Origin of the sequence: Paraburkholderia elongata (genome assembly GCF_013177735.1) — a bacterium.
Taxonomy (GTDB): Bacteria; Pseudomonadota; Gammaproteobacteria; order Burkholderiales; family Burkholderiaceae; genus Paraburkholderia; species Paraburkholderia elongata.
The window spans coordinates 145428-167427 of record NZ_WOEZ01000032.1 but is presented as its reverse complement, the minus strand read 5'-3'; the positions used below and the strand labels follow the sequence as shown (position 1 = coordinate 167427).

Sequence of the window (22000 nt, the reverse complement as noted above, 5' to 3'; positions counted from 1 at the left end):
TGGGCGCGCTCAGCTCGAGTGCGCCGGATTGAGGGCGAACGCATAACGCGTCGAGGTGGGGGCGGTGTCTTGCGCCGGTGCGCCGGTGTCGCCCTCGTTAGCGTTGTTGTCCGCATGATCGGTTGCGCTATCGGCGCTGGCCTCGTCGAGCAGTTCGCGGGCGTCGTCGCCGTAGAGTTTCTTGAGCAGGGCAGGGCTCAACGCGGCGGAGGGGCCGTCGTAGACCACCTTGCCGCGACGCAGCGCAACGGTGCGCGGGCAATACTGCATGGCGATGTCGACCTGATGCAGCGACACCAGCACGGTCAGTTGATGCTCGACGTTGAGCGTGCGCAGCATCTCCATCACGCGGCGAGAGGATTCGGGGTCGAGCGAGGCGATCGGTTCGTCGGCGAGCACGATGCGCGCGCGTTGCACCAGCGCTCGCGCCAATGCCGCGCGTTGCTGCTGACCGCCGGAGAGGTTGGCGGCGCGCTCGCGCGCATGGTCGCCGATGCCGACTTCATTGAGCGCGGCCATCGACAACGCCCGCTCCGCGCCCGGAAAGCGCCCGGTGAGGCGGCGCCACAAAGGCAGCCGCGCGAGCGCGCCGATCAGCACGTTGCTCTCCACGGAAAGCCGGTTCACCAGATTGAATTGCTGGAACACGAAGCCGATATCGCGGCGAATGCTGCGCACTTCCCGCACGATGCGGCCGTTCTGCTGGATCGGCCGGCCGAGAATCGCGATCTGCGACGGTTGCGCATCCGAGGCCGTGAAGCCCGCGATGTGGCGCAGCAGCGTCGACTTGCCCGAGCCCGAGGCACCGATCAAGGCAACCATTTCGCCCGGTTCGACACGCAGGTCGATTTCGTCCAGCGCCTTGCGGCCGTTGCTGAACGTCTTGCTCAACCGTTCGATACGAATTGCTTCCCGAATTGCTTCCCGAATTGCTTCCATAAGTACCCCTTGATGCATCCGGTCATTGCCGGCATGTGTGGGGCCCATTCTAGGAAGCGTCTGTGACGGTTGAGTGAAGGCATCGCAACGTCTAGACGACTATATCTTCACGTGTCTTTTTTGCGTCGCCAGAAAGGCAGGAAGAAGTCATTCGTTCGAACAAAAAGTGACACCTGTATGACACGATTTGCATTGGGTGGGGCTCGCTGCGCATGATCGCCTGCAGCCAGGCTATATTGCGTCATTCGGTGTGCCGTCCCCAATAACCTTGCAGTTCCTTTCGACGTCGTCATGCAGCCTTTGAGCTTTCTGCCCGACAGTTTTGCGGAGTACGAAGATCTCAAGACGATCCTCGACCAGGGCAGCGCCAGCTTCGAGATTCGCACCGTCTGCGAGACGACGGTGCGGGGCCGGCAATTCGCCGTGCACACCGCGAGTATCGGTTCGACCGATCCGCTCGCACCGGCAATCGGGTTTTTTGGTGGCATTCACGGACTCGAGCGGATTGGCTCGCAACTCGTGCTCGACTATATGCGCGCGCTGCTCGCCCGGCTGGAATGGGACGAACTGCTGGTGCGGCAATTGCAGTCGATTCGTCTAATTTTTATGCCGATCGTCAATCCGGGCGGCATGTGGGCCGCCACGCGTGCCAATCCCAACGGTGTCGATCTGATGCGCAACGCGCCGCAGGATGCCGACGAACGCGTGCCGCTGCTCGCCGGCGGCCAGCGGGTGGGCGCATGGCTGCCCTGGTATCGCGGCAAGCAAGGCGACCCCATGGAGCCGGAGGCGGCGGCGCTCCTGCGGGTGGTCGAAACCGAAATGGCCGCGCGGCCCCTGAGCATTGCGCTCGACTGTCACTCGGGTTACGGCTGGCGGGATAGCATCTGGTTTCCTTATGCGCGCACGCGCAAGCTGATGCCGCATCTGCCGGAAATGTACGTGCTGAAAACCATGTTCGAGCGCGCGCATCCGCATCATGGCTACGCGTTCGAACCGCAGAGCCACCAGTATCTGTTGCACGGCGATCTGTGGGACTTCGCGTACGACCGTACGCCGCCGCCGAACGTCTTCCTGCCGATGACGCTCGAACTCGGGTCGTGGCTGTGGATCAAGAAGAATCCGCGCCAACTGTTTTCGCGCCAGGGCATGTTTAATCCGGTGAAGGCGCATCGCACCGCACGCGTGCTGCGGCGTCATGCGAATCTGCTCGATTTCCTCGCGCGCGCGGCGTTCTCGGCGCAACGCTGGTTGCCGCAAGGCGATCGTCGCGAGCAATTGCTGCAAAGCGCGACCGACCATTGGACCAGAACGGAAGCGTCATGAGCACGTGGATTCTGTTGCGTGGACTAACGCGCGAAACACGCCACTGGGGGCGTTTGCCCGGCTTGCTGCGCGAGGCGATCGGCACGGATCGCCTGCTGCTGCTCGATCTGCCCGGGAACGGCGAGTTCACCAACTTGCGCGCGCCGGCTGCGGTAGAGGATATGGTGGGTTTCGTGCGGATTGCTGCGCTGCAAACCGGAGCAGCAGGCCCCTATCGCGTGCTGGCAATGTCGCTCGGCGGCATGGTGGCGACCGACTGGGCGCAACGGCATCCCGGCGAGATCGAGCGGCTCGTGCTGATCAATACCAGCATGCGGCCGTTCAGCCGCATGCACGAACGCTTGCGTCCATCCGCATGGCCGGGCCTTCTGGACGTCGCAGCGCACTGGCGCGACGCGCCGCGCGCGGAAAGCGGCATTCATCGGCTGACGTGCAATAACGTGGACACGCTGGGCGCGGATCTCGATGCATGGAGCGAAATTCGCCGGAGTGCGCCGGTGAGCCGGGGCAATGCGTTACGGCAGCTGTGGGCCGCCGCGCGCTTTAGTGCGGCGGCAACGAAACCGCATTGCCCCTTGCTGATTCTTTCGTCACGCGCCGATAAGCTGGTCAACCCGGTGTGTTCGACGAAGCTGGCGGCGGCGTGGGGCGCAACGCATCGCGAGCATCAATGGGCCGGTCACGACCTGCCGCACGACGACCCGGCTTGGACCAGCGAACAGGTTCAAGCATGGCTGATAGAAGAGGCTGGGGGACCGAAGGCCGCGCTTTAAACAGCGGCAGCACGTTCACCGGCAGCGGGTATAACCTAAGTGAGCTCGCGCATCGCTTTCCTGGCGGCAGGTGCATAATCCCCGTTCAGACGATGCATGCGAATCAAGCGATACTCGCTATTGCCGCCCGCCGGGGGAGTTGATCATGCAAGCAAAGAATGAAGAAGCCGTCACTCACTTGCTCAACGATGTCGTCGAATTTGCGCGTGGGCGCTTGCCCGAGCCGACCTTCAAAGTCGTCGAGCCGTTCCTGCGGCACTACTACGATTTCGTCGACGCCGACGACCTGCAGAGCCGCTCGATCGCCGATCTTTACGGCGCAGCGCTCGCGCACTGGCAAACCGCGCAGCGCTTCGTGCCAGGCAGCGAACGGCTGCGCGTCTACAACCCGATACTCGAACAGCACGGCTGGCATTCCGATCACACGGTGATCGAGATCGTTAACGACGACATGCCGTTTCTGGTCGATTCGGTCTCGATGGCGGTCAACCGCCTCGGGCTCGCGCTGCATTCTGTCGTGCATCCGGTGTTTCGCATCTGGCGCGGCCCGGATGGCAGCATCGTGCGAGTGAGTCAGGGTGCTGAAGATTCCACCGATATGCGCTCGCAGCTCGCCTCGTTCATTCACTTCGAAGTCGACCGTTGCGGCGATGCAGCGAAGCTCGACGCATTGCGTGACGAGATCGCCAAGGTGCTTCGCGACGTGCGCGCGGCGGTGGAAGACTGGCCGAAGATCGTCGAGCTCGCGCGCACCACGGTCAAAGGCATGAAGGCCGGCGAGGCGGGGCCGGAAGGCGTCGAGGCCCGCGCGTTCCTCGAATGGATGGTGGCCGATCATTTCACGTTTCTCGGCCAGCGCGACTACGAACTTGTGCAGCACGACATCGGTTTTGGGCTGCGCGCGATCCCGGGCTCCGGGCTCGGCATCCTGCGCGACGCGCAGCGTCCCGCGGGCGAGCCCGAAGTCACGCCGTTGCCGCCGGCGGCCGCCGATATCATCTCCGGCTCGTCGCCCATTTTCCTGACCAAGGCCAACTCGCGCGCGACGGTGCATCGGCCGGGCTATCTGGATTACGTCGGCATCAAGCTGAGCGGTGCGGACGGCAAGGTGATCGGCGAGCGGCGCTTTATCGGCCTGTATACGTCTACCGCCTATCTGGTTTCGGCCTCGGAAATTCCGATCGTGCGGCGCAAATGCGCGAACATCGTGCGGCGGGCCGGTTTCCTGCCCAAGGGCCACCTTGCCAAGTCGCTGGTGACGGTGCTCGAAACCTATCCGCGCGACGAACTCTTTCAGGCCGAGGAAAACCAGCTTTACGATATCGCGCTGGGTGTGCTCCGTTTGCAGGAGCATCAGCGCACGCGGCTGTTCGTGCGGCGCGACCGGTTCGACCGCTTCGTGTCGTGTCTCGTGTTCGTCCCGCGCGACAAGTACAACACCGATCTGCGGCAGCGCATCGCCAACCTGCTGGCCGATGCATTCAACGGCGCAAGTGTCGAATTCACGCCGCTGTTGTCGGAGTCGACCCTCGCGCGTATTCATTTCGTCGTGCACGCAAAGCCGGGTGGCATGCCCCGTGTCGATACGCGCGAACTCGAAGCGCGGCTCGTACACGTCACGCGCCGCTGGCAGGACGATCTCGCCGATGCTTTGCTTGACGCATTCGGCGAAGAGCAGGGCAACCGTCTGCTGCAACACTATGCGGATTCGTTTCCTCCCGGCTATCGCGACGATTATCCGGCCCGTACCGCAGTGCGCGATATCGAGCTGATCGAGCGAGTGCAGGGCAGCGAGCGGCTCGCCATGAACCTGTACCGCCCGATCGAAGCAGGGCCGCGCTCGTTTCGTTTCAAGGTTTATCGTGCAGGGTTGCCCATTGCGTTGTCGCGCAGCTTGCCGATGCTCGAGCATCTCGGCGTACGCGTCGATGAAGAACGGCCTTATCTGATCGAAGCGCTCGATGCCACACCCGCCTGGATTCACGACTTCGGCCTTGAACTCGCGGACGATGCGGAGTTCGATATCGAACGCGTGAAGGATCTTTTCGAAGATGCGTTCGAACAGGTGTGGACGGGCGGAATCGAAAGCGACGATTTCAACCGCCTCGTATTGCGCGCGCAACTGAGTGCGCGCGAGGTGACGATTCTGCGAGCTTATGCCAAGTACCTGAGGCAAGTGGGTTCGACCTTCAGCGACGCCTATATCGAACGCGCGCTCACCGGCAATCCGGCGATAGCCCGCATGCTCGTGGAGTTGTTCATTGCGCGCTTCGATCCGGTACTCGGCGATACGCGCGAGGCCCGCGTCGACGGCTTGTTGAAGACAATCGACAGCGCGCTCGATCAGGTGCCGAATCTCGATGAGGACCGGATACTCCGGCAATTCCTCGGCGTCATCAAGGCGACGCAGCGCACGAACTACTATCGCTTCGATGCGGATGGCCATCCGAAGCCGTATCTGTCGTTCAAATTCGATCCCGCGCACGTGCCCGGTTTGCCCGAACCGAAACCGATGTTCGAAATCTGGGTGTATTCGCCGCGTGTGGAAGGCGTGCATTTGCGCGGCGGCCGTGTCGCGCGCGGCGGGCTGCGCTGGTCGGATCGGCGTGAGGACTTCCGCACGGAAGTGCTCGGCTTGATGAAGGCGCAGATGGTGAAGAACGTGGTGATCGTGCCGGTCGGGTCAAAAGGCGGTTTCGTCGTGAAGAATCCGCCGCCGCAGACCGAACGCGACGCGTGGATGCGTGAGGGCATCGCCTGCTATCAGACGTTCCTGCGCGGCCTGCTCGATTTGACCGACAACCTCGAGGTTACGACGGTGGTGCCGCCGCCCGATGTGGTGCGGCATGATCCCGACGATCCCTATCTGGTGGTCGCCGCCGACAAGGGCACCGCCACCTTCTCCGACTACGCGAACGCGATCTCCCAGGAATATGGTTTCTGGCTCGACGACGCCTTTGCGTCGGGCGGTTCGGTCGGCTATGACCACAAGAAAATGGCGATCACGGCGCGCGGCGCGTGGGAGTCGGTCAAGCGGCACTTCCGGGAAATGGGCGTCGATACGCAGACGACTGATTTCACCGTGGTTGGCGTCGGCGATATGTCGGGCGATGTGTTCGGCAATGGCATGCTGTTGTCGCCGCATATCAAGCTGTTGGCCGCGTTCGATCACCGGCATATCTTCCTCGATCCGAATCCCGATCCAGCGGTAAGCCTTGCCGAACGTGGGCGCCTGTTCGTTTTGGATCGGTCGAGTTGGGCTGACTACGATCCGTCGCTGATCTCGGCAGGAGGCGGTGTGTTTCCGCGTACCGCCAAGACCATTCCGCTGTCTCCAGCCGTGCAGTCGGTGCTTGGCATCAGCGCGCCGGCGCTCGCGCCCGCTGAATTGATGCGCGCGATTCTGCAGGCGCCCGTCGATCTGCTCTACAACGGCGGCATCGGCACCTACGTGAAGGCGACCCGTGAAACGCATCTGCAGGTTGGCGACCGCGCCAATGATGCGATCCGCGTCAACGGCGCCGATCTGCACTGCAAGGTCGTCGCGGAAGGCGGCAATCTAGGTCTCACGCAACTCGGGCGTATTGAATTCGCAGAGCGCGGCGGACGCATCAATACCGATGCGATCGACAACTCCGCGGGCGTTGACTGTTCGGACCACGAGGTCAACATCAAGATTCTGCTGGGCCTGGTCGTCTCCGACGGCGAAATGACCGAGAAGCAGCGCAATGCACTGCTCGCGGAAATGACCGATGAAGTCGGCTTGCTCGTCTTGCAGGACAACTATTACCAGACCCAGGCGCTCTCGATTGCGGGCCGCTACGGCGTCGAATTGCTCGATGCCGAAGCGCGCTTGATGCGTTATCTCGAACGCGCGGGCCGCCTGAACCGCGTGATCGAGTTCTTGCCGTCCGATGAAGAAGTCGCCGAACGCCAGGCTGCGAAACAAGGGCTGACCACGCCCGAGCGTTCGGTGCTGCTTGCCTATAGCAAGATGTGGCTGTACGACGCACTGCTCGAATCGTCGATGCCGGAAGATCCGCTCGTCAGCGACATGCTGATCGAATACTTTCCGAAGCCGTTGCGGCAGCGCTTTGGCGAACCGATGCAACGTCACCCGTTGCGGCGCGAAATCCTCGCAACGCATCTGACCAACGCATTGGTGAATCGCGTGGGCTGCGAGTTCGTGCATCGTCTGATGGAGGAGACCGATGCGAAGCCCGGCGACATCGTGCGGGCCTGCATCATGGCGCGCGACGTGTTCGATCTCGACGACGTGTGGCGCAGTATCGACGCGCTGGATAACCGTGTCGCCGATGATTTACAGGCGCGCATGTTTGTCGAAGTGGCGCGGCTCGTCGAACGCTCGGCGCTATGGTTCCTGCGGCAGTTGCAATCGGGGGCGGTTAGCGACGGCGATGTCGCCGGCTTGCTCGCACGTTGTCGCGACGCGGCGCAACGCCTCGCGCCGCAATGGCCCGCGCTGCTGCCGAGCGCCGATCTCGAAGCGCTGTCCGAGCGGCAGCGCGTGCTCGTGGACGCCGGTGTCGATAGCGAACTGGCGGTGCGAATCGCCAGCGGCGAGATCTCGGCGGCTTTGCTCGACATCGCCGAGGTGTCGTCGACCTGCGGGCGCGATCTCGAACTCGTGGCGGGCGTCTACTTTGCGCTCGGTACGTTGCTGAACTACAGCTGGATCAGCGAGCGCGCGGCCGCTCTGCCGGCGCCCACGCACTGGGACATGCTGGCGCGCGCCACGGCGCTGGCGGAACTCGCACGCCTGAAACGCGCGTTGACCACGAGCGCGCTGGCCGACGCCGACGAGGCGTCGACGCCGGAAGTATTGGTTCAGGCATGGCGCGAGAAGCGCGCCGCGCAACTCGAGCGTTACGCGCGCCTGCTTGCCGATCTGAGGGCCACGGGCGGCGCAAGCTTGTCGATGCTGCTGGTGATCGTGCGGGAGATGGCTGCGCTCGAAAGGGCATAGCGCGACGGACCGCGAGCGAGGGTCGAGGCGCTGCATGCGTCACGGAACCCGGCGCAAAACCGCGCCGGGGTTGGACGCATGCCGCCGGGCATGTCCACAATACGAACTCTTGCCAACCGAAAGCGTTCTGCAAACTCACGGACCCCCTCCACGACGATGAAAGAAGAATCGCCGAAAGCCATTTTCTATGCGCTCGCCGCCAACCTCGGCATCGCAATCTGCAAGTTCGCTGCTGCCACGTTTACCGGTTCCGGCTCGATGTTCGCCGAAGCCATTCATTCGACCGCTGATTGCGGTAACCAGTTGCTGCTGTTATTCGGCTTGCGTGAAGCGCGCAAGCCCGCGAGCCCGTTGCATCCCATGGGCAGTGGCCGCGAGATCAATTTCTATTCGCTACTGGTGGCGTTGCTGCTGTTTTTTGTCGGCGGCGCGTTTTCGGTGTATGAGGGCGTGCATCGTCTGTTTGCGCGCGAGCCTTTGCAGTATGCGTATGTGGCGCTCGTCGTACTCGGCGTTTCGGTGGTGCTCGAAGCCCTCTCGTTGTGGGGCGCGGTTAAGGAAATCCGCAAGACGCATCCCGACAAAAGCCTATGGCGCTGGTTTCGCGAAACGCGCGAGTCCGATCTGCTGGTGGTGGCCGGCGAGGACATTGCCGCGTTAGCGGGTCTTGCGATGGCCTTCGTCGCCGTGCTGCTGACGATGGTGACCGGAAATCCTGTCTACGACGCATTGGGCTCCATCGGCGTGGGTCTGCTGCTAATGGTGATTGCCTGGCTGGTGGCGCGCGAAGTGAAGTCGATGATCGTCGGCGAATCGGCGGGCCCGGAAGTGCGTCGCGCGATCGAGACGCATCTGCGAGCCCGGTCCGAGATTCGCAGCATCATCAACATGATTACGCTGCAGTGGGGCCGTCACGTGGTGGTGGCCGTTCAGGCCGAAATGATCGACTACGCGAGCGGCCGCGCGATGGTCGATGCGATCAACGTGATCGAAGCGGACCTGCAGGCGGCGTTTCCGCAAGTGCGCTGGGTGTTTTTCGAACCGGACGTGCCGCGGGTTTGATGCGTTGTTCCGCTTGCGGGGGGCGTCCGGTCCAGCCGCGGCCGGCGGATTCGGCCCAAGCCGCCACTCAGGCCGCCACTTAGGCCGCCACTTAGGTCTCCGCGCAGGCTCCTCCAGGGTTCAATCACGGCGCATGAAATGCCGCGATACGTAGTGGAAAATAATTTCTTCGCATCTATACTTTCTTCGGCTTGAACGCAGCCCTCTCCCAATCTGCATCACAAGCAAAAAGGAAGATTCACGATGCTGACTCGCACACTTGGCGCAATCTCCGCAATTACACTCGCGGCTTGCGCCGCCTTCACATCCGGCCCTGCCAGCGCGGACGACAACGATGGTTTCTCGCAAGACGACGGCGGCCCGCACGGGCGGCCGGTCAAGGTAATGATCATTTCGATGTTCGGGCCGGAGGGGCAGGTATGGCTCGACCGGCTTGGGCCATGGCGCGAGATTGCGGTCGACGGGCTATCGCCCGATTACCCGACGGTTCATTGCAATAAGCAGGACGTGTGTGTCATGACCACTGGCATGGGGCATAGCAACGCTGCCGCGTCGATCATGGCGTTGACCTTTTCGCCGCGCTTCGATTTGCGGCATACGTACTTTATGGTTGCCGGCATTGCCGGGATCGATCCGCAACAAGGCACGGTCGGGTCCGCCGCGTGGGCGAAGTACCTGGTTGACTTCGGGATTCAGTGGGAGATCGATGGGCGGGAGATTCCGTCTGGCTGGAATACCGGGTACCTTGGAATTAATACCAAGAGTTCTGCGGACAAGCCGCCGCTCGACTATCGGACGGAGGTGTTTCAGTTGAATACCCAGCTAGCCGATACGGCGTTTGCTTTGTCGCGTAGCGTTGTGCTGTCTGATAACGCTCAGGCGCAGGCTGCGCGGGCCAAATATTCGTATGCGCCTGCGAATCGGCCGCCTACTGTTATTCAATGCGATACGCTCGCGGGCGATACCTGGTGGTCCGGAACGTTGCTGGGTCAGCGGGCTCGGGATTGGACCAAGATTCTGACGGATGGCAACGGTGTCTATTGCACAACGCAGCAGGAGGATAACGCTACGTATGAGGCGCTTAAGCGCGCGGCCTCTGTGCATAAGGTTGATTTGAATCGCGTTGCGGTGCTGCGGGCTGGGTCGGATTTTGATCGGCCATACGATGGGCAGACTAGTGCGGATAATTTGCTTAACTATGCTGCGCAAGGGGGTTTTACGATTGCTATTGAGAACCTGTATCGGTCGGGGAATCCGCTTGTGCAGGATATTGCTGCGCATTGGGGGGAGTGGCGGGAGGGGGTGCCAAAAAGGTAGTGCTTTTTGCCTGCTCGGCGCTTCTTTTCTGTGTGCCTACGGCGTTGGCCTTTCCTTGATTTGATATTGGATTATTAGCGTCGCCCCTGTGCGGGGCAGGCACCTACTTTTCTTTGCCGCCGCAAAGAAAAGTAGGCAAAAGAAAGCGGCTCGAACCCCCTGCTAAGCGGGTCCCTCGCACAGTTGCGGTAGTGGTGCATCTGGAATCCGTGTCCTCGCACATTCGGCATGAGTGACAAGGCAGTCATGCTTCCCGCCTCGCACTACGTGCTCGCCGGAAGGGGCCATGAGAAAACACAGGCTTCGTTCGTGTTCGGTGGGGGCCATCGGCCTCGCCTCGGCGAGGCGCTGCAATGCGCTCGTGGTTCGGATGTGACCCTGCTCCAGCGCTGACATCGCGCGCGACTGCGCGCTAGCAGGAACCACTGCGCTGTAGCCAAACCGCCAGCGCAAAAAAACTCCGGCGGTTTCATGAAGTGCCTTTCGGCACGCGCAGCGCTGCCGGAAGTATGACGGCCTTGTCACTCACGCCGAATGTGCGAGAACACAGATTCCAGATGCACCACGATCCCCTCCAAGCCAGGGGACCCGCTTAAGAATTAGCGGTTGGAGCCGCTTTCTTTGCTTACTTTCTTTGCGGCGGCAAAGAAAGTAAGTGCCTGCCCCGCACAGGGGCGACGCTAATAGACCAATATCAATTCAAGGAAAGGCCAAGAAGTCAGATCAAGGAAAGGCCAACGCCGTAGGCACACAGACAAACAAGCGCCGCGCGGCCAAAACCAAACCAAATCAAACCAAACCAAACCAAACCAAACCTCTATCGTTACGGCGCCCGATAAGGCGTCCAAACAGGCGCATCCACATCCCAATTATCAAGTTCAGACGGTGTCATAACATGCTCCTTTGTAAAGAGTGAACAGATACCCCCGCAATGAAAATTTCTTTTGGAAACCGAATCATTGCGGCGTATCCGCCTTACTGCCCGTTGGCCACGCGCGTGACGTCGCCGCCAGCACCTTCCTGCAATGCAATACGCGCAGCCTGCGTCTGACCAATCAGACCTTTATTCGGATACGACGTACGATTCAACGCAGGCAGCGAACCATCGCGATACGCCGCAACCAATTCGGCCTGAACTTCAGCACGGGTTTTGCCGCCTGTGGTCGGCGTGGGCTGCGTTTCGTATGTGCCCGCATGGCCAATGCCGCCACCGTTGCTCTGAGCAAACACCGGCGCGCTGGCAAGCAGCGAAAGAACCAGACCTGCTAAGAGATTGCGTTTCATGATCCACTCCTGTCGATTCGTTTGCAGCACAAACGGCGCTGCGACAGGGTGAAATGTAGACTTCGAAGCGGTGCGGATAAATCGCACTTTCGCGAAATGAATTGTCGTGATTCCGGAACAATCGCGACAACGCGCGTGTTACCGCGGTTACTGCAGGGCAACCGCGGCATTAGAGCCGCGGTTGAAATTCACTTTTCCAGATTTTGTACTTCAAATAGCCCGCACTAAGCGACCCATTCCGTTATTACCGGCGTATCGAGCGTCGGAGCAGATTCGCGTTCTTCAAATGTACGCTTCGTGCACATCGCGTCGAGACTGCCGCGTCCGCTCAGCAATGGGCAGCGGTCGAACAGCTCGGCAATCCAGTCTACGAAAACACGGACTTTAGGCGACAGATGCCGACTGTGCGGATAGACTGCGGAAATCGGCATCGGCAAAGGTTTCAGCTCCGGCAGCACTTCAACCAGCTGGCCCGAACGCAGATGCGGCAGCACCATGAAGAGCGCCGGCTGAATCAGGCCGAAGCCTTCCAGTCCGCAAGTTACGTAGGCATCGGCGTCGTTCACCGACACAATGCTCTTCATCTTCACTTCGATTTCTTTGCCATCAACCATGAAGGCCCAATCGATCGTGCGCCCCGTGCGGCTCGAAAAATAATTGACTGCTTTGTGATTCTCGAGGTCTTCGAGCGAAGTCGGCATGCCCGAGCGCTCGATGTAGTCGGGGGCCGCGCATGTCACGCCCTCGAACAAACCGATGCGCCGCGCCACCAGCGAGGAATCCTGTAGCGCGCCCACCCGTACCACGCAATCCACGCCTTCCTGCAACAGATCGACGGGCCGGTCCGTCAATCCAAGCTGCAGGTCGATGTCCGGGTAACGCGTGTGGAATTCACACAGCGAAGGGATCACCAGCAAACGCCCGATCGATCCCGGCATGTCGATGCGCAGCTTGCCGTGCGGCTTCTTATTGCCGCTCTGGAAGCTGGCCTCGGTCTCTTCGACGTCCGCGAGGATGCGCACGCAGCGTTCGTAATACGCGGCGCCGTCCGGCGTCAGCGACAAACGCCGCGTGGTCCGGTGCATCAGCCGCGTGCCGAGGAACGCTTCGAGGTTCTGAATGATGGTGGTAACTGATGCGCGCGGCAGGTCGAGCGTTTCCGCTGCGCGGGTAAAGCTGTTGGTGTCGACGACGCGCGTGAACACTTGCATGGCCTGAAGCCGGTCCATTGCAAACCTCCTAAAAGGGCCGGGCGCTCTGAGCAGGGGTCGAATCTGCAGCGAATCCGCAGAGCAATCGCATTCGATTGTTCAGAGGCGCCGAATTGTGTTGCCGGATTATAGGCATTTATTTACGAGTCTGCCGAACCCACAATTCGCACCATTGAAGTTCTATGCGCATTGCGCGGCTCGACATGGATGCATTTAAACCGCCGTACTCCTTTGTGCCCGCCGGCAGCGGCTCGGCACAGTCAGACAGCACGGCACTCGACGTCACTGACGTGCAGATCGAAGGGCACGCACAGGACATTACGTTGCGTTTGTACCGGCACTCACAGAAAACCGCACTGCCGGTACTGCTTTATTTCCACGGCGGCGGTTTTACGAAGGGCTCGATCGACCAGGCCGACTTCGCCGCGCGTTATTTCGCAGAACACTTACCGGCTCTCGTCGTCTCGGTCGGTTATTCGCTGGCGCCGCAGTTTCCGTTTCCGGCGGCGCCTGAAGACGCACATCGCGCGGCGCTGTGGGTGCAGACAAGAGCACGCGCGTTTGGCGGGAATAGCAAGAAGGTCGGCGTGGCGGGCCACGATGCGGGCGGACAGTTGGCCAACTGCCTCGCTTTCATCGCGCGCGATCGCGGCGACGTGCGCATCGCCGCGCAGGCGCTATTCGGGCCGATGCTCGATCCGAGCCTCACGCGCCTTGGCGACGAGCAGCGTCTCGGGTCGGACATTACCGCGAAGGAATGCGCGGCGTGTTATCGCGCGTATCTGCCGCAAGCGTCGCAGCGCATGCATCCATATGCCGCGCCGCTCGAATCGTCGCGCCTCGCGGGGCTGCCGGCCACGCTGATCGTGACGGCGCAAAACGATGTGCTGCATGTGGAAGCGGAGAAATACGCGAGCAGCCTGATCGACGCGGGCGTGCTGACCCAGGTGGTCCGCTGTCCCAGCGTCTCGCACGCCGCGTTGGCCGACCATCCGCCTGCATTGCAGGAAGCGGTGAGATTTTTTCAGTGGCGCTTCGATGCGCGCGCCCATCGCTGAGACAGAAATAAGCACAACTTTAATCAACGATACCGGGAGCTTCACATGACTATCCTTCCTCTTTCCCGTCGCCGTCTGGCGATTGCCGCGCTAGCCGTCATCGTCGTGGCCGGGCTGGGCACGTTCGGCGCGATTCGCGTCGACGCAAGCTCGCCCGCGGCACCGACCATCGTGCCGGAAGTCGATGTGGCCACCGTGGTGCAAAAGACCATCACCGACTGGCAAAGCTATTCGGGCCGCCTCGAAGCGGTCGAAAAAGTGGACGTCCGTTCACAGGTGCCGGGCACGATCGTGTCCGTCAACTTCAAGGACGGCGCGCTCGTGAAGAAGGGCGACACGCTGTTCGTGATCGATCCGCGTCCGTACGCGGCTGAAGTGGACCGCACCGAAGCACAGGTCGCGGCGGCGCAAGCGCGTACGGGTTACACGCAAAGCGATTGGGAACGCGCGCAACGCCTGATCGCCGACAACGCGATCGCCAAGCGCGATTACGACGAGAAGCAGAACGCCGCGCGCGAAGCGAGCGCCAACCTGAAGGCCGCGCAAGCCGCCGTCGAAACCGCGCGTATCAATCTTGGCTACACGAAGATCGTCGCGCCGGTGTCGGGCCGCGTCTCGCGTGCGGAAATCACGGTGGGCAACGTGGTGTCGGCGGGCGCAAGCTCGGCGCCGCTGACCACGCTGGTGTCGGTTTCACCGATCTACGCGTCGTTCGACGTTGACGAACAAACCTACCTGCAGTACCTGAGCCGCGCAAAGGATGGCAGCAAGGTGCCGGTGGACCTGGGGCTGGCGGATGAAAGCGGCTACTCGCGCAGCGGCACGATCGAATCCGTCGACAACCGGCTGGATACGTCGTCCGGCACGATCCGGGTGCGCGCGCGTTTCGATAACCAGGATGGTGCATTGATTCCGGGTCTGTATGCGCGCGTGAAGGTCGGCGGCAGCGAGCCGCATCCGGCACTGCTGATCGACGACGCCGCGGTGGGCACCGATCAGGACAAGAAATTCGTGCTGGTGGTCGATCAGAGCAATCACGTCGTGTATCGCGAAATATCGGTGGGCAACATGCAGGGCAACCTGCGCGTCGTCAAGGGCGGTTTGCAGGCAACCGACCGGATCGTCGTGAACGGTATCCAGCGCGTGCGTCCGGGCGATGCTGTCCGCGCTCACATGGTGCCGATGACCACCGATCAGGATCCGAACAGCGCGCCGCTCGCGCAGACGCGAGCAAAAGCAGCGGACAAGAATTCGTGAGCCTCGTGCGCCGCGCTTATCCAGTCACATTAATTGACCGTAGCGGGCGCATGCTCCAACGTTAAGAGCTTCCCATGAACATATCCAAATTCTTCATCGATCGACCGATCTTTGCCGGCGTGCTATCGGTATTGATCCTGCTGGGGGGCATTATTTCGCTCTTCAAGCTGCCGATTTCGGAGTACCCGGAAGTCGTACCGCCTTCGGTGGTGGTGCACGCGCAATATCCGGGCGCCAATCCGAAAGTGATCGCCGAGGCCGTCGCCGCGCCGCTCGAAGAGCAGATCAACGGCGTCGAGAACATGCTGTACATGCAGTCGCAAGCCAATAGCGACGGCAATCTCACGCTGACGGTGACCTTCAAGCTCGGCACCAATCCGGACCTTGCGACGCAACTGGTGCAGAACCGCGTCAACCAGGCGCTGCCGCGCCTGCCGGAAGACGTGCAGCGTCTCGGCATCACGACCATCAAGAGTTCGCCTACGCTGACGATGGTGGTCCACCTGATCTCGCCGAACAACCGCTACGACATGACGTATTTGCGCAACTACGCGCTGCTCAACGTCAAGGACCGGCTGGCGCGGATTCAGGGCGTCGGCGAAGTGCAGTTGTGGGGTTCGGGCGACTACGCGATGCGCGTCTGGCTCGATCCGCAGAAAGTCGCACAGCGCGGTTTGACGGCGACCGAAGTGGTCAACGCAATCCGTGAGCAGAATATTCAGGTGGCAGCCGGTGTGATCGGCGCATCGCCTTCGGTGCCGGGCACGCAATTGCAGTTGTCGGTGAATGCGCGTGGCCGTTTGAAGACTGAAGGCGAATTCGGCGACATCATCGTCAAAACCGCGCCGGATGGCGGCGTGACGTACCTGCGTGATATCGCGCGTATCGAACTGGCGGCGTCGGAATACGGCCTGCGTTCGCTGCTCGACAACAAGCCAGCCGTTGCGCTCGCTATCAATCAGGCGCCGGGTGCGAACTCGCTGGCGATTTCCGATCAGGTTCGTGCGGCGATGAAAGAGCTGGCGGAAGACATGCCGGCGGGCGTCGAATACAAGATCGTCTATGACCCGACGCAGTTCGTGCGCTCGAGTATCGAGGCCGTGATCCACACGCTTCTCGAAGCGATTGCGCTGGTGGTGATCGTGGTGATCGTGTTCCTGCAGACGTGGCGTGCGTCGATCATTCCGTTGATTGCGGTGCCGGTGTCGATTGTCGGCACGTTCTCCTTGCTACTTGCATTTGGCTTTTCGATCAACGCGTTGTCATTGTTCGGGATGGTGCTCGCCATCGGGATCGTGGTGGACGATGCGATCGTGGTGGTGGAGAACGTCGAACGGAACATCGAAAGCGGGCTCAGTGCGCGCGATGCGACTTATAAGGCCATGCAGGAAGTGAGCGGGCCGATTATCGCCATCGCGCTGACGCTGGTTGCCGTGTTCGTGCCGCTCGCGTTCATGACCGGCTTGACGGGCCAGTTCTACAAGCAGTTCGCGATGACCATCGCGATCTCGACGGTGATCTCGGCATTCAACTCATTGACTTTGTCGCCGGCATTGTCCGCGATGCTGTTGCGCAGCCACGGCGCCAAGGAAGACTTCCTGACGCGTGTGATGAATCGCGTGCTGGGCCCGTTCTTCAGGGGCTTCAACAAAGTGTTCCATCGCGGCTCGACGGAATACAGCCGTGGCGTGACGGGCGTGCTGCGCCGAAAGGGCGCGATGCTCGCGGTCTACGCGATCCTGCTGGGCGCAGCGGTGCTGATGTCGCGTGTCGTGCCGGGTGGTTTCGTGCCGGCGCAGGACAAGGAGTATCTGATCGCGTTTGCGCAGTTGCCGAACGGCGCATCGCTGGATCGCACGGAAAAAGTGATCCGCGATATGAGTGCGATCGCGCTGAAGCAGCCGGGCGTGGAAAGCGCGGTGGCCTTCCCGGGTTTGTCGGTGAACGGCTTCACCAATAGTTCGAGCGCGGGCATCGTGTTCGTCACGTTGAAGCCTTTCAAGGAACGTGGCAGCAAGAAGCTCTCGGCCGGTGCGATTGCTGGCGCGTTGAACCAGCAGTACGGTGCGATCAAGGATTCGTTCGTGGCGGTGTTCCCGCCGCCTCCGGTGCTGGGTCTCGGCACGCTCGGCGGCTTCAAGATGCAGTTGGAGGACCACGGAGCGGTGGGTTACGCGGAATTGAACAAGGCAGCGGAGGCATTCGTGAAGAAGGCGGCGCAAACGCCGGAACTCGGACCGACCTTCTCCAGCTATCAGATCAACGTGCCGCAGTTGAACGTCGATCTGGATCGCGTGAAGGCCAAGCAACTCGGCGTGCCGGTCACGGACGTGTTCAACACGATGCAGATTTATCTCGGCTCGCTGTATGTGAACGACTTCAACCGCTTTGGCCGCGTGTATCAGGTGCGGGTGCAGGCGGATGCGCCGTTCCGTCAACGTGCTGACGACATCCTGCAACTGAAGACGCGCAATGCTGCGGGTGACATGGTGCCGTTGTCGTCGCTGGTGACGGTGACGCCTACGTATGGTCCGGAAATGGTGGTGCGTTACAACGGCTATACGGCTGCCGATATCAACGGTGGTCCGGCGCCGGGCTACTCGTCGGGTCAGGCGCAAGCCGCGGCCGAACGTGTCGCAGCGGAAACCTTGCCGCACGGTGTGAAGCTCGAATGGACCGACCTGACGTATCAGCAAATCATCGCCGGCAATGCGGGTTTGTGGGTGTTCCCGATCAGCGTGCTGCTCGTGTTCCTCGTGCTGGCGGCGTTGTATGAAAGCCTGACGCTGCCGCTCGCGGTGATCCTGATCGTGCCGATGAGCGTGCTTTCCGCGCTGACCGGTGTGTGGCTCACGGGTGGCGACAACAACATCTTTACGCAGATCGGCTTGATGGTGCTGGTGGGGCTGTCGGCGAAGAACGCGATCCTGATCGTCGAGTTCGCCCGGGAATTGGAGCATGACGGGCGTACGCCGCTGGCGGCGGCGATCGAGGCGAGCCGCTTGCGTCTGCGTCCAATTCTGATGACGTCGATCGCTTTCATCATGGGTGTGGTGCCGCTGGTGATCTCGAGTGGTGCGGGTTCGGAGATGCGTCACGCGATGGGTATCGCGGTGTTCTTCGGCATGCTCGGCGTGACGCTGTTCGGTCTGATGCTGACCCCTGTGTTCTATGTGGTGTTGCGTACGCTGGCTGGCGGGACGATTCACGTCGCGCAGAAAGACGCGCCGCACCTTGGGGCGCCGGTGACGGACGCCTGAGGAGAAAACAATAATGAAGCGTTTTGAATCTTTAAGCGGGTGGGGCAGAGCGGCTGCCAGCGGTCTGCTGCTGGCGTTGCTCGCGGCCTGCTCCGTGGAGCCTACGTATAAGCGACCGGAGGTGGATACGCCGGTTGCGTTCAAGGAAGCGCCTGCTGCTGCGTCGGCTACATCGGGTGCATCGGCTACATCGGCTACGTCCGCCGCATCGCCGCAAGACACGGGTACCTGGAAGCAGGCTCAACCCGCCGACGACGCGCATCGCGGCGAATGGTGGACGATTTTCGGCGACCCGCAACTCAACGCGCTGGAAGAGCAGGCGGCCGCCGCGAATCAGGACCTGAAGGCGGCCGCGGCACGCGTGCAACAGGCGCGCGCGGTGACGCAGGCTGCGAAGTCGGACTGGTTCCCGAAGTTCGACGCGGGCTTCGGGCCGACGCGTGAACGGGCGTCGGCGGCCTCGCAATTCCAGCCGGATAGCGCGGGTGGCACGACGGGCACGATCTGGCGCGCACAAGTGGGTGCGTCGTATGAGACCGATCTGTTCGGGCGAGTCGGGTCGAATGTGAATGCGACGCGTGCGGACGAGCAGCAAACTGAAGCGCTGTTCCGGTCGGTTCAGTTGTCGCTGCAGGCTGACGTCGCGCAGAACTACTTCGAGTTGCGCGAGCTCGACACGGATCAGGATCTGTACCGCCGTACCGTGGCGTTGCGCGAGGACACGCTGAAGCTGATCGAGCGCCGTTTCAGGGAAGGCGATATCGGCGAGCTGGATGTTTCGCGAGCTCGCAACGAACTGGCGAGTGCGCGTGCGGATGCAGTGGGCGTGGCGCGTCAGCGCGCGGCCTCCGAGCACAGTCTGGCGATTCTGCTCGGCAAGCCGCCGGCGGATTTCTCGTTCGCGGAAGCGCCGCTCGTGCCGGTGACGGCGCGTGTGCCGCCAGGTTTGCCTTCGGCGCTGCTCGAACGTCGGCCGGACATTTCGGCGGCGGAGCGGGCGATGATGGCGGCGAATGCGCGGGTCGGTCTGGCGAAGTCGGCGTTCTTCCCGAAGCTCGATATTACGGGCGCGTTTGGGTTAGAGTCGGCGACACTCGGCGATCTGTTCAAGTGGTCGAGCCGCGCGTTCATTCTCGGGCCGTTCGCCGGCACCGCACTGACGCTGCCTTTGTTCGACGGTGGCCGCCGCAAGGCAAACCTCGCGCAGGCTCGCTCGAAGTACGACGAGGATGTGGCGCAATATCGTCAGCAGGTGCTGGTGGCGTTCCGTGAGGTCGAGGACAACTTGTCCGATCTGCGTTTGCTCGACGATCAGTTGCGCGAGCAGAACGATGCGGTCGTGGCCTCGCAGCGTGCGGCACATCTGTCGCGCACGCAGTACACGGAAGGCGCGGTCAGTTATCTGGATGTGATCGACGGCGAGCGGCAGGTGCTGCTTACGCAACTGCAGGCGAGTCATCTGTCGGGCACGCAGGCGGTGGCGACGGTTAATCTGATTCGCGCGCTGGGCGGCGGCTGGGGCGATGTGAAGCCTGCGGGCGATGAAGCGGTGGGGGCGGTTGCGCCGGCTTCGGGTCCGGCTCAGGCTTCTGCTGCAACTGCTTCTGTGTCGGTGGATCAGGTGGCGAAGCGCTAGGGTTTGCTTTTAGTTTGTTGGCGGGTGTTGAACGCCGGGTCGTGCGAAAACGCGGCCCGGCGTTTTTTGTCGTCTGTTGGCGGCATGGGTGAACAGCCTTTATCGACGGCGTCGGCCTAACCGCACCAAATCCAGCGTCTGCTGTCCGGTCGAGATGTCTTCCGCAAGTTTAAAAGCAGGGCGCTGAATCTCGACCTCTTGTTCGGTGAGACCGCATGACATGGCGAATAACGCGCGCCACGACGTATGCACGGCGTCGGCCATTGCACGCAACGTGTCCCACGCTTCCTCTATCTCGTACGAAAATGCCGGTGCGTCGACGACCAGGCTTTCTGGCGTTGCAATGCGACTTCCCTGGCGGTTCAATGCCATCGCCTGATCTTCTCGCCGACGCGGTATCGCCACGATGTCATAGGCCGGTGACAATGCCCAGGATCCGGAGCGGTAAAGCAGTCCATGGTTGCGTGGATGATCGTCATAGTTGCCGACCAACGCATTGAACACCATACGTCGCCACAGTTCACGTTGCTGATCGACGTAGCTCTGATTCCGATCTGCGCACCAACGTCGCAACTCATGCGCGAACTTCACATACGAACGGTCCGGGTCTTCCCGGGTCGAATCGCTGCGCAGTCGCAGCACGGTTGCAGCGCTCGCGAATTGCGAGCGTTGGACACCGTCTGCTACCACGTCGCGGTCGAATCTTCTAACCAACACGACCTCGTGTTGGCCCATCCTGCGGTAGTGCACTTGGGCTGCGTCAACGCCACATTGCGCAGCCAGCGTCATCGCTGCGAATTCACGTGCCGGAAGGAACGGTGCCGCGCCGCGCTCCTGCAGCTTGGCAATCCACCATTGTGTCGAGCTGCCGCTTTGCCGCGTGATGGTCAGTTTGGGTTTTTCTCCGCCAAGACTGGTGCCGTCGTCTATTCCGGATAGCTGCTCAACGACGCGACGTACCGAGAATCCGGGCTCGGCGTCGGCGAGCTGCAGTTTCAATTCGTCTTCGGATGGCGGCCGATATGCGATCTTTCGATCGATCATTTCGGGCGAACAGACTTCGATTGCCCCGACACCATCTCCGACCGCAAGGTCCATCCGGTCGATTTCGTCGAGATCCTGCCTGGCGTGTTTCGCGAGGAGCAAATCCAGGCCGAATCCTTCGGGCGCTGCATCGCGTAGTACGCCGAAAACACCGTTCATTAGTGTTGTTGTTGCAGGTTTCGTCGAGCGCGAGAACGGCAGGTTGCTGGGATCGATAGGCAGGGCGCCAGCGCGCGCCCTATATTCCGGAAGATAGGCGAATTGCCCGATCCCCGGCGACCATTCGAAGGTGCCGCAGGCGACTGGCTCAACTTCGCCGGGAAGCCATATCCATACTGGCCGCGTTTTTTCAGCCATGTGATCCCCGTACGCGTTTCGGCAGGCGCTTTAGCGCTTCTTTCTGGATCACGGGGTCATCTTCCGGGCGCGTGGCCTGGCGAAGCACGTCCAGAGAATCCAACAACCACAGCGCCATGACGACTTGCCCGAATGCAACAGACGGTCGGCCCTTCTCAAGGTTGACCACGGTGTTCACACTGACGCCCATCTTTGCGGCGAGGTCTGCCTGAGTCCACAATCGGGCTCGGCGCGCGAGCCCGATCTTGCATCCCAAGGCGGCGATGACTTCCTCCGCTTCGAACGGCAGCATGTCGAGCAGCTGGGCTTTTTTCACAATTAAATCAAATTTAAATGGCTAAATTTTGATTTTATACATATTTTTGCGGTTTTCAAGTCCACCTGGCGATCCTGTCACCCCCAAATCATTTTTCCCGCTTTCCTTCGCAAAATCCGTTCGTAGACCGCCGGTTTCCCGCCGTCTATCATGATTCGCACCTCATCTGGAGA

Annotated in this window: 14 protein-coding genes; 9 read left to right on the top strand and 5 right to left on the bottom strand. The window is 61.5% G+C overall.

Annotated features, from left to right (window positions below; all coding sequences use genetic code 11):
• Positions 1 to 9 precede the first annotated feature (9 nt).
• Complete coding sequence (phnC, locus tag GNZ13_RS06110) at positions 10 to 939, bottom strand: phosphonate ABC transporter ATP-binding protein (protein ID WP_236001823.1); 930 nt, start codon at positions 937 to 939, stop codon at positions 10 to 12.
• 291 nt (positions 940 to 1230) lie between these two features.
• Between phnC and GNZ13_RS06105 the strand changes: the two genes are divergently transcribed.
• The 5 genes from GNZ13_RS06105 (at position 1231) to GNZ13_RS06085 (ending at position 10404) form a co-directional block, all read left to right on the top strand.
• Positions 1231 to 2265, top strand: coding sequence for a M14 family zinc carboxypeptidase (locus tag GNZ13_RS06105; protein ID WP_172161407.1), 1035 nt, complete (start codon positions 1231 to 1233; stop codon positions 2263 to 2265).
• Positions 2262 to 3038: an alpha/beta fold hydrolase gene (locus tag GNZ13_RS06100; protein ID WP_172161405.1), complete on the top strand. Its 777-nt coding sequence runs from the start codon at positions 2262 to 2264 to the stop codon at positions 3036 to 3038. Before GNZ13_RS06105 ends, GNZ13_RS06100 begins: the two co-directional genes overlap by 4 nt.
• 145 nt (positions 3039 to 3183) lie before the next feature.
• The gene (locus GNZ13_RS06095) at positions 3184 to 8025 is read left to right on the top strand and encodes an NAD-glutamate dehydrogenase (protein WP_172161403.1); all 4842 of its coding nucleotides are present in this window, start codon (positions 3184 to 3186) and stop codon (positions 8023 to 8025) included.
• A 156-nt stretch (positions 8026 to 8181) separates the two neighbouring features.
• Positions 8182 to 9087, top strand: coding sequence for a cation diffusion facilitator family transporter (locus GNZ13_RS06090; RefSeq protein ID WP_172161401.1), 906 nt, complete (start codon positions 8182 to 8184; stop codon positions 9085 to 9087).
• Between the two features lie 243 nt (positions 9088 to 9330).
• Positions 9331 to 10404 (top strand): purine-nucleoside phosphorylase, encoded by a 1074-nt coding sequence (locus tag GNZ13_RS06085; protein ID WP_172161399.1) that lies wholly within the window; start codon positions 9331 to 9333, stop codon positions 10402 to 10404.
• Between the two features lie 975 nt (positions 10405 to 11379).
• On the opposite strand, the gene GNZ13_RS06080 is transcribed toward GNZ13_RS06085, so the two are convergent.
• Both GNZ13_RS06080 and GNZ13_RS06075 read right to left on the bottom strand, forming a co-directional pair.
• Positions 11380 to 11688 (bottom strand): DUF4148 domain-containing protein, encoded by a 309-nt coding sequence (locus GNZ13_RS06080; RefSeq protein ID WP_172161397.1) that lies wholly within the window; start codon positions 11686 to 11688, stop codon positions 11380 to 11382.
• Positions 11689 to 11912: 224 nt separating this feature from the next.
• Entirely contained in the window at positions 11913 to 12917 is a 1005-nt protein-coding gene (locus tag GNZ13_RS06075) for a LysR family transcriptional regulator (protein WP_172161395.1), read from the bottom strand.
• A gap of 185 nt (positions 12918 to 13102) precedes the next feature.
• Here GNZ13_RS06075 and GNZ13_RS06070 point away from each other — a divergent pair, with 185 nt between their 5' ends.
• From GNZ13_RS06070 to GNZ13_RS06055, 4 genes are all read left to right on the top strand, one after another.
• Positions 13103 to 13957, top strand: coding sequence for an alpha/beta hydrolase (locus GNZ13_RS06070; RefSeq protein ID WP_172161393.1), 855 nt, complete (start codon positions 13103 to 13105; stop codon positions 13955 to 13957).
• 45 nt (positions 13958 to 14002) lie between these two features.
• Positions 14003 to 15214, top strand: a complete 1212-nt coding sequence (locus GNZ13_RS06065; RefSeq protein WP_172161391.1) for an efflux RND transporter periplasmic adaptor subunit — start codon at positions 14003 to 14005, stop codon at positions 15212 to 15214.
• 74 nt (positions 15215 to 15288) lie between these two features.
• The gene (locus tag GNZ13_RS06060; RefSeq protein WP_172161389.1) at positions 15289 to 18474 is read left to right on the top strand and encodes an efflux RND transporter permease subunit; all 3186 of its coding nucleotides are present in this window, start codon (positions 15289 to 15291) and stop codon (positions 18472 to 18474) included.
• Between the two features lie 13 nt (positions 18475 to 18487).
• Positions 18488 to 20110 (top strand): efflux transporter outer membrane subunit, encoded by a 1623-nt coding sequence (locus tag GNZ13_RS06055; protein WP_172161387.1) that lies wholly within the window; start codon positions 18488 to 18490, stop codon positions 20108 to 20110.
• A 99-nt stretch (positions 20111 to 20209) separates the two neighbouring features.
• On the opposite strand, the gene GNZ13_RS06050 is transcribed toward GNZ13_RS06055, so the two are convergent.
• Complete coding sequence (locus GNZ13_RS06050; protein ID WP_172161385.1) at positions 20210 to 21511, bottom strand: type II toxin-antitoxin system HipA family toxin; 1302 nt, start codon at positions 21509 to 21511, stop codon at positions 20210 to 20212.
• Positions 21504 to 21827 carry a helix-turn-helix domain-containing protein gene (locus GNZ13_RS06045; RefSeq protein WP_328807187.1) on the bottom strand — a complete coding sequence of 108 codons (324 nt, stop codon included), beginning with the start codon at positions 21825 to 21827 and terminating at the stop codon, positions 21504 to 21506. The genes GNZ13_RS06050 and GNZ13_RS06045 overlap by 8 nt, the downstream gene beginning before the upstream one ends.
• Between the last annotated feature and the right edge of the window lie 173 nt (positions 21828 to 22000).

What these genes read in the sequence shown, in the direction of transcription:
- GNZ13_RS06075 (WP_172161395.1), bottom strand. Translation starts at nt 12,917, where the DNA reads ATGGACCGGCTTCAGGCCATGCAAGTGTTCACGCGCGTCGTCGACACC.
- GNZ13_RS06085 (WP_172161399.1), top strand. Translation starts at nt 9,331, where the DNA reads ATGCTGACTCGCACACTTGGCGCAATCTCCGCAATTACACTCGCGGCT.
- GNZ13_RS06090 (WP_172161401.1), top strand. Translation starts at nt 8,182, where the DNA reads ATGAAAGAAGAATCGCCGAAAGCCATTTTCTATGCGCTCGCCGCCAAC.
- GNZ13_RS06100 (WP_172161405.1), top strand. Translation starts at nt 2,262, where the DNA reads ATGAGCACGTGGATTCTGTTGCGTGGACTAACGCGCGAAACACGCCAC.
- GNZ13_RS06065 (WP_172161391.1), top strand. Translation starts at nt 14,003, where the DNA reads ATGACTATCCTTCCTCTTTCCCGTCGCCGTCTGGCGATTGCCGCGCTA.
- GNZ13_RS06060 (WP_172161389.1), top strand. Translation starts at nt 15,289, where the DNA reads ATGAACATATCCAAATTCTTCATCGATCGACCGATCTTTGCCGGCGTG.
- GNZ13_RS06080 (WP_172161397.1), bottom strand. Translation starts at nt 11,688, where the DNA reads ATGAAACGCAATCTCTTAGCAGGTCTGGTTCTTTCGCTGCTTGCCAGC.
- GNZ13_RS06055 (WP_172161387.1), top strand. Translation starts at nt 18,488, where the DNA reads ATGAAGCGTTTTGAATCTTTAAGCGGGTGGGGCAGAGCGGCTGCCAGC.
- GNZ13_RS06050 (WP_172161385.1), bottom strand. Translation starts at nt 21,511, where the DNA reads ATGGCTGAAAAAACGCGGCCAGTATGGATATGGCTTCCCGGCGAAGTT.
- GNZ13_RS06070 (WP_172161393.1), top strand. Translation starts at nt 13,103, where the DNA reads ATGGATGCATTTAAACCGCCGTACTCCTTTGTGCCCGCCGGCAGCGGC.
- GNZ13_RS06095 (WP_172161403.1), top strand. Translation starts at nt 3,184, where the DNA reads ATGCAAGCAAAGAATGAAGAAGCCGTCACTCACTTGCTCAACGATGTC.
- GNZ13_RS06105 (WP_172161407.1), top strand. Translation starts at nt 1,231, where the DNA reads ATGCAGCCTTTGAGCTTTCTGCCCGACAGTTTTGCGGAGTACGAAGAT.
- phnC (WP_236001823.1), bottom strand. Translation starts at nt 939, where the DNA reads ATGGAAGCAATTCGGGAAGCAATTCGGGAAGCAATTCGTATCGAACGG.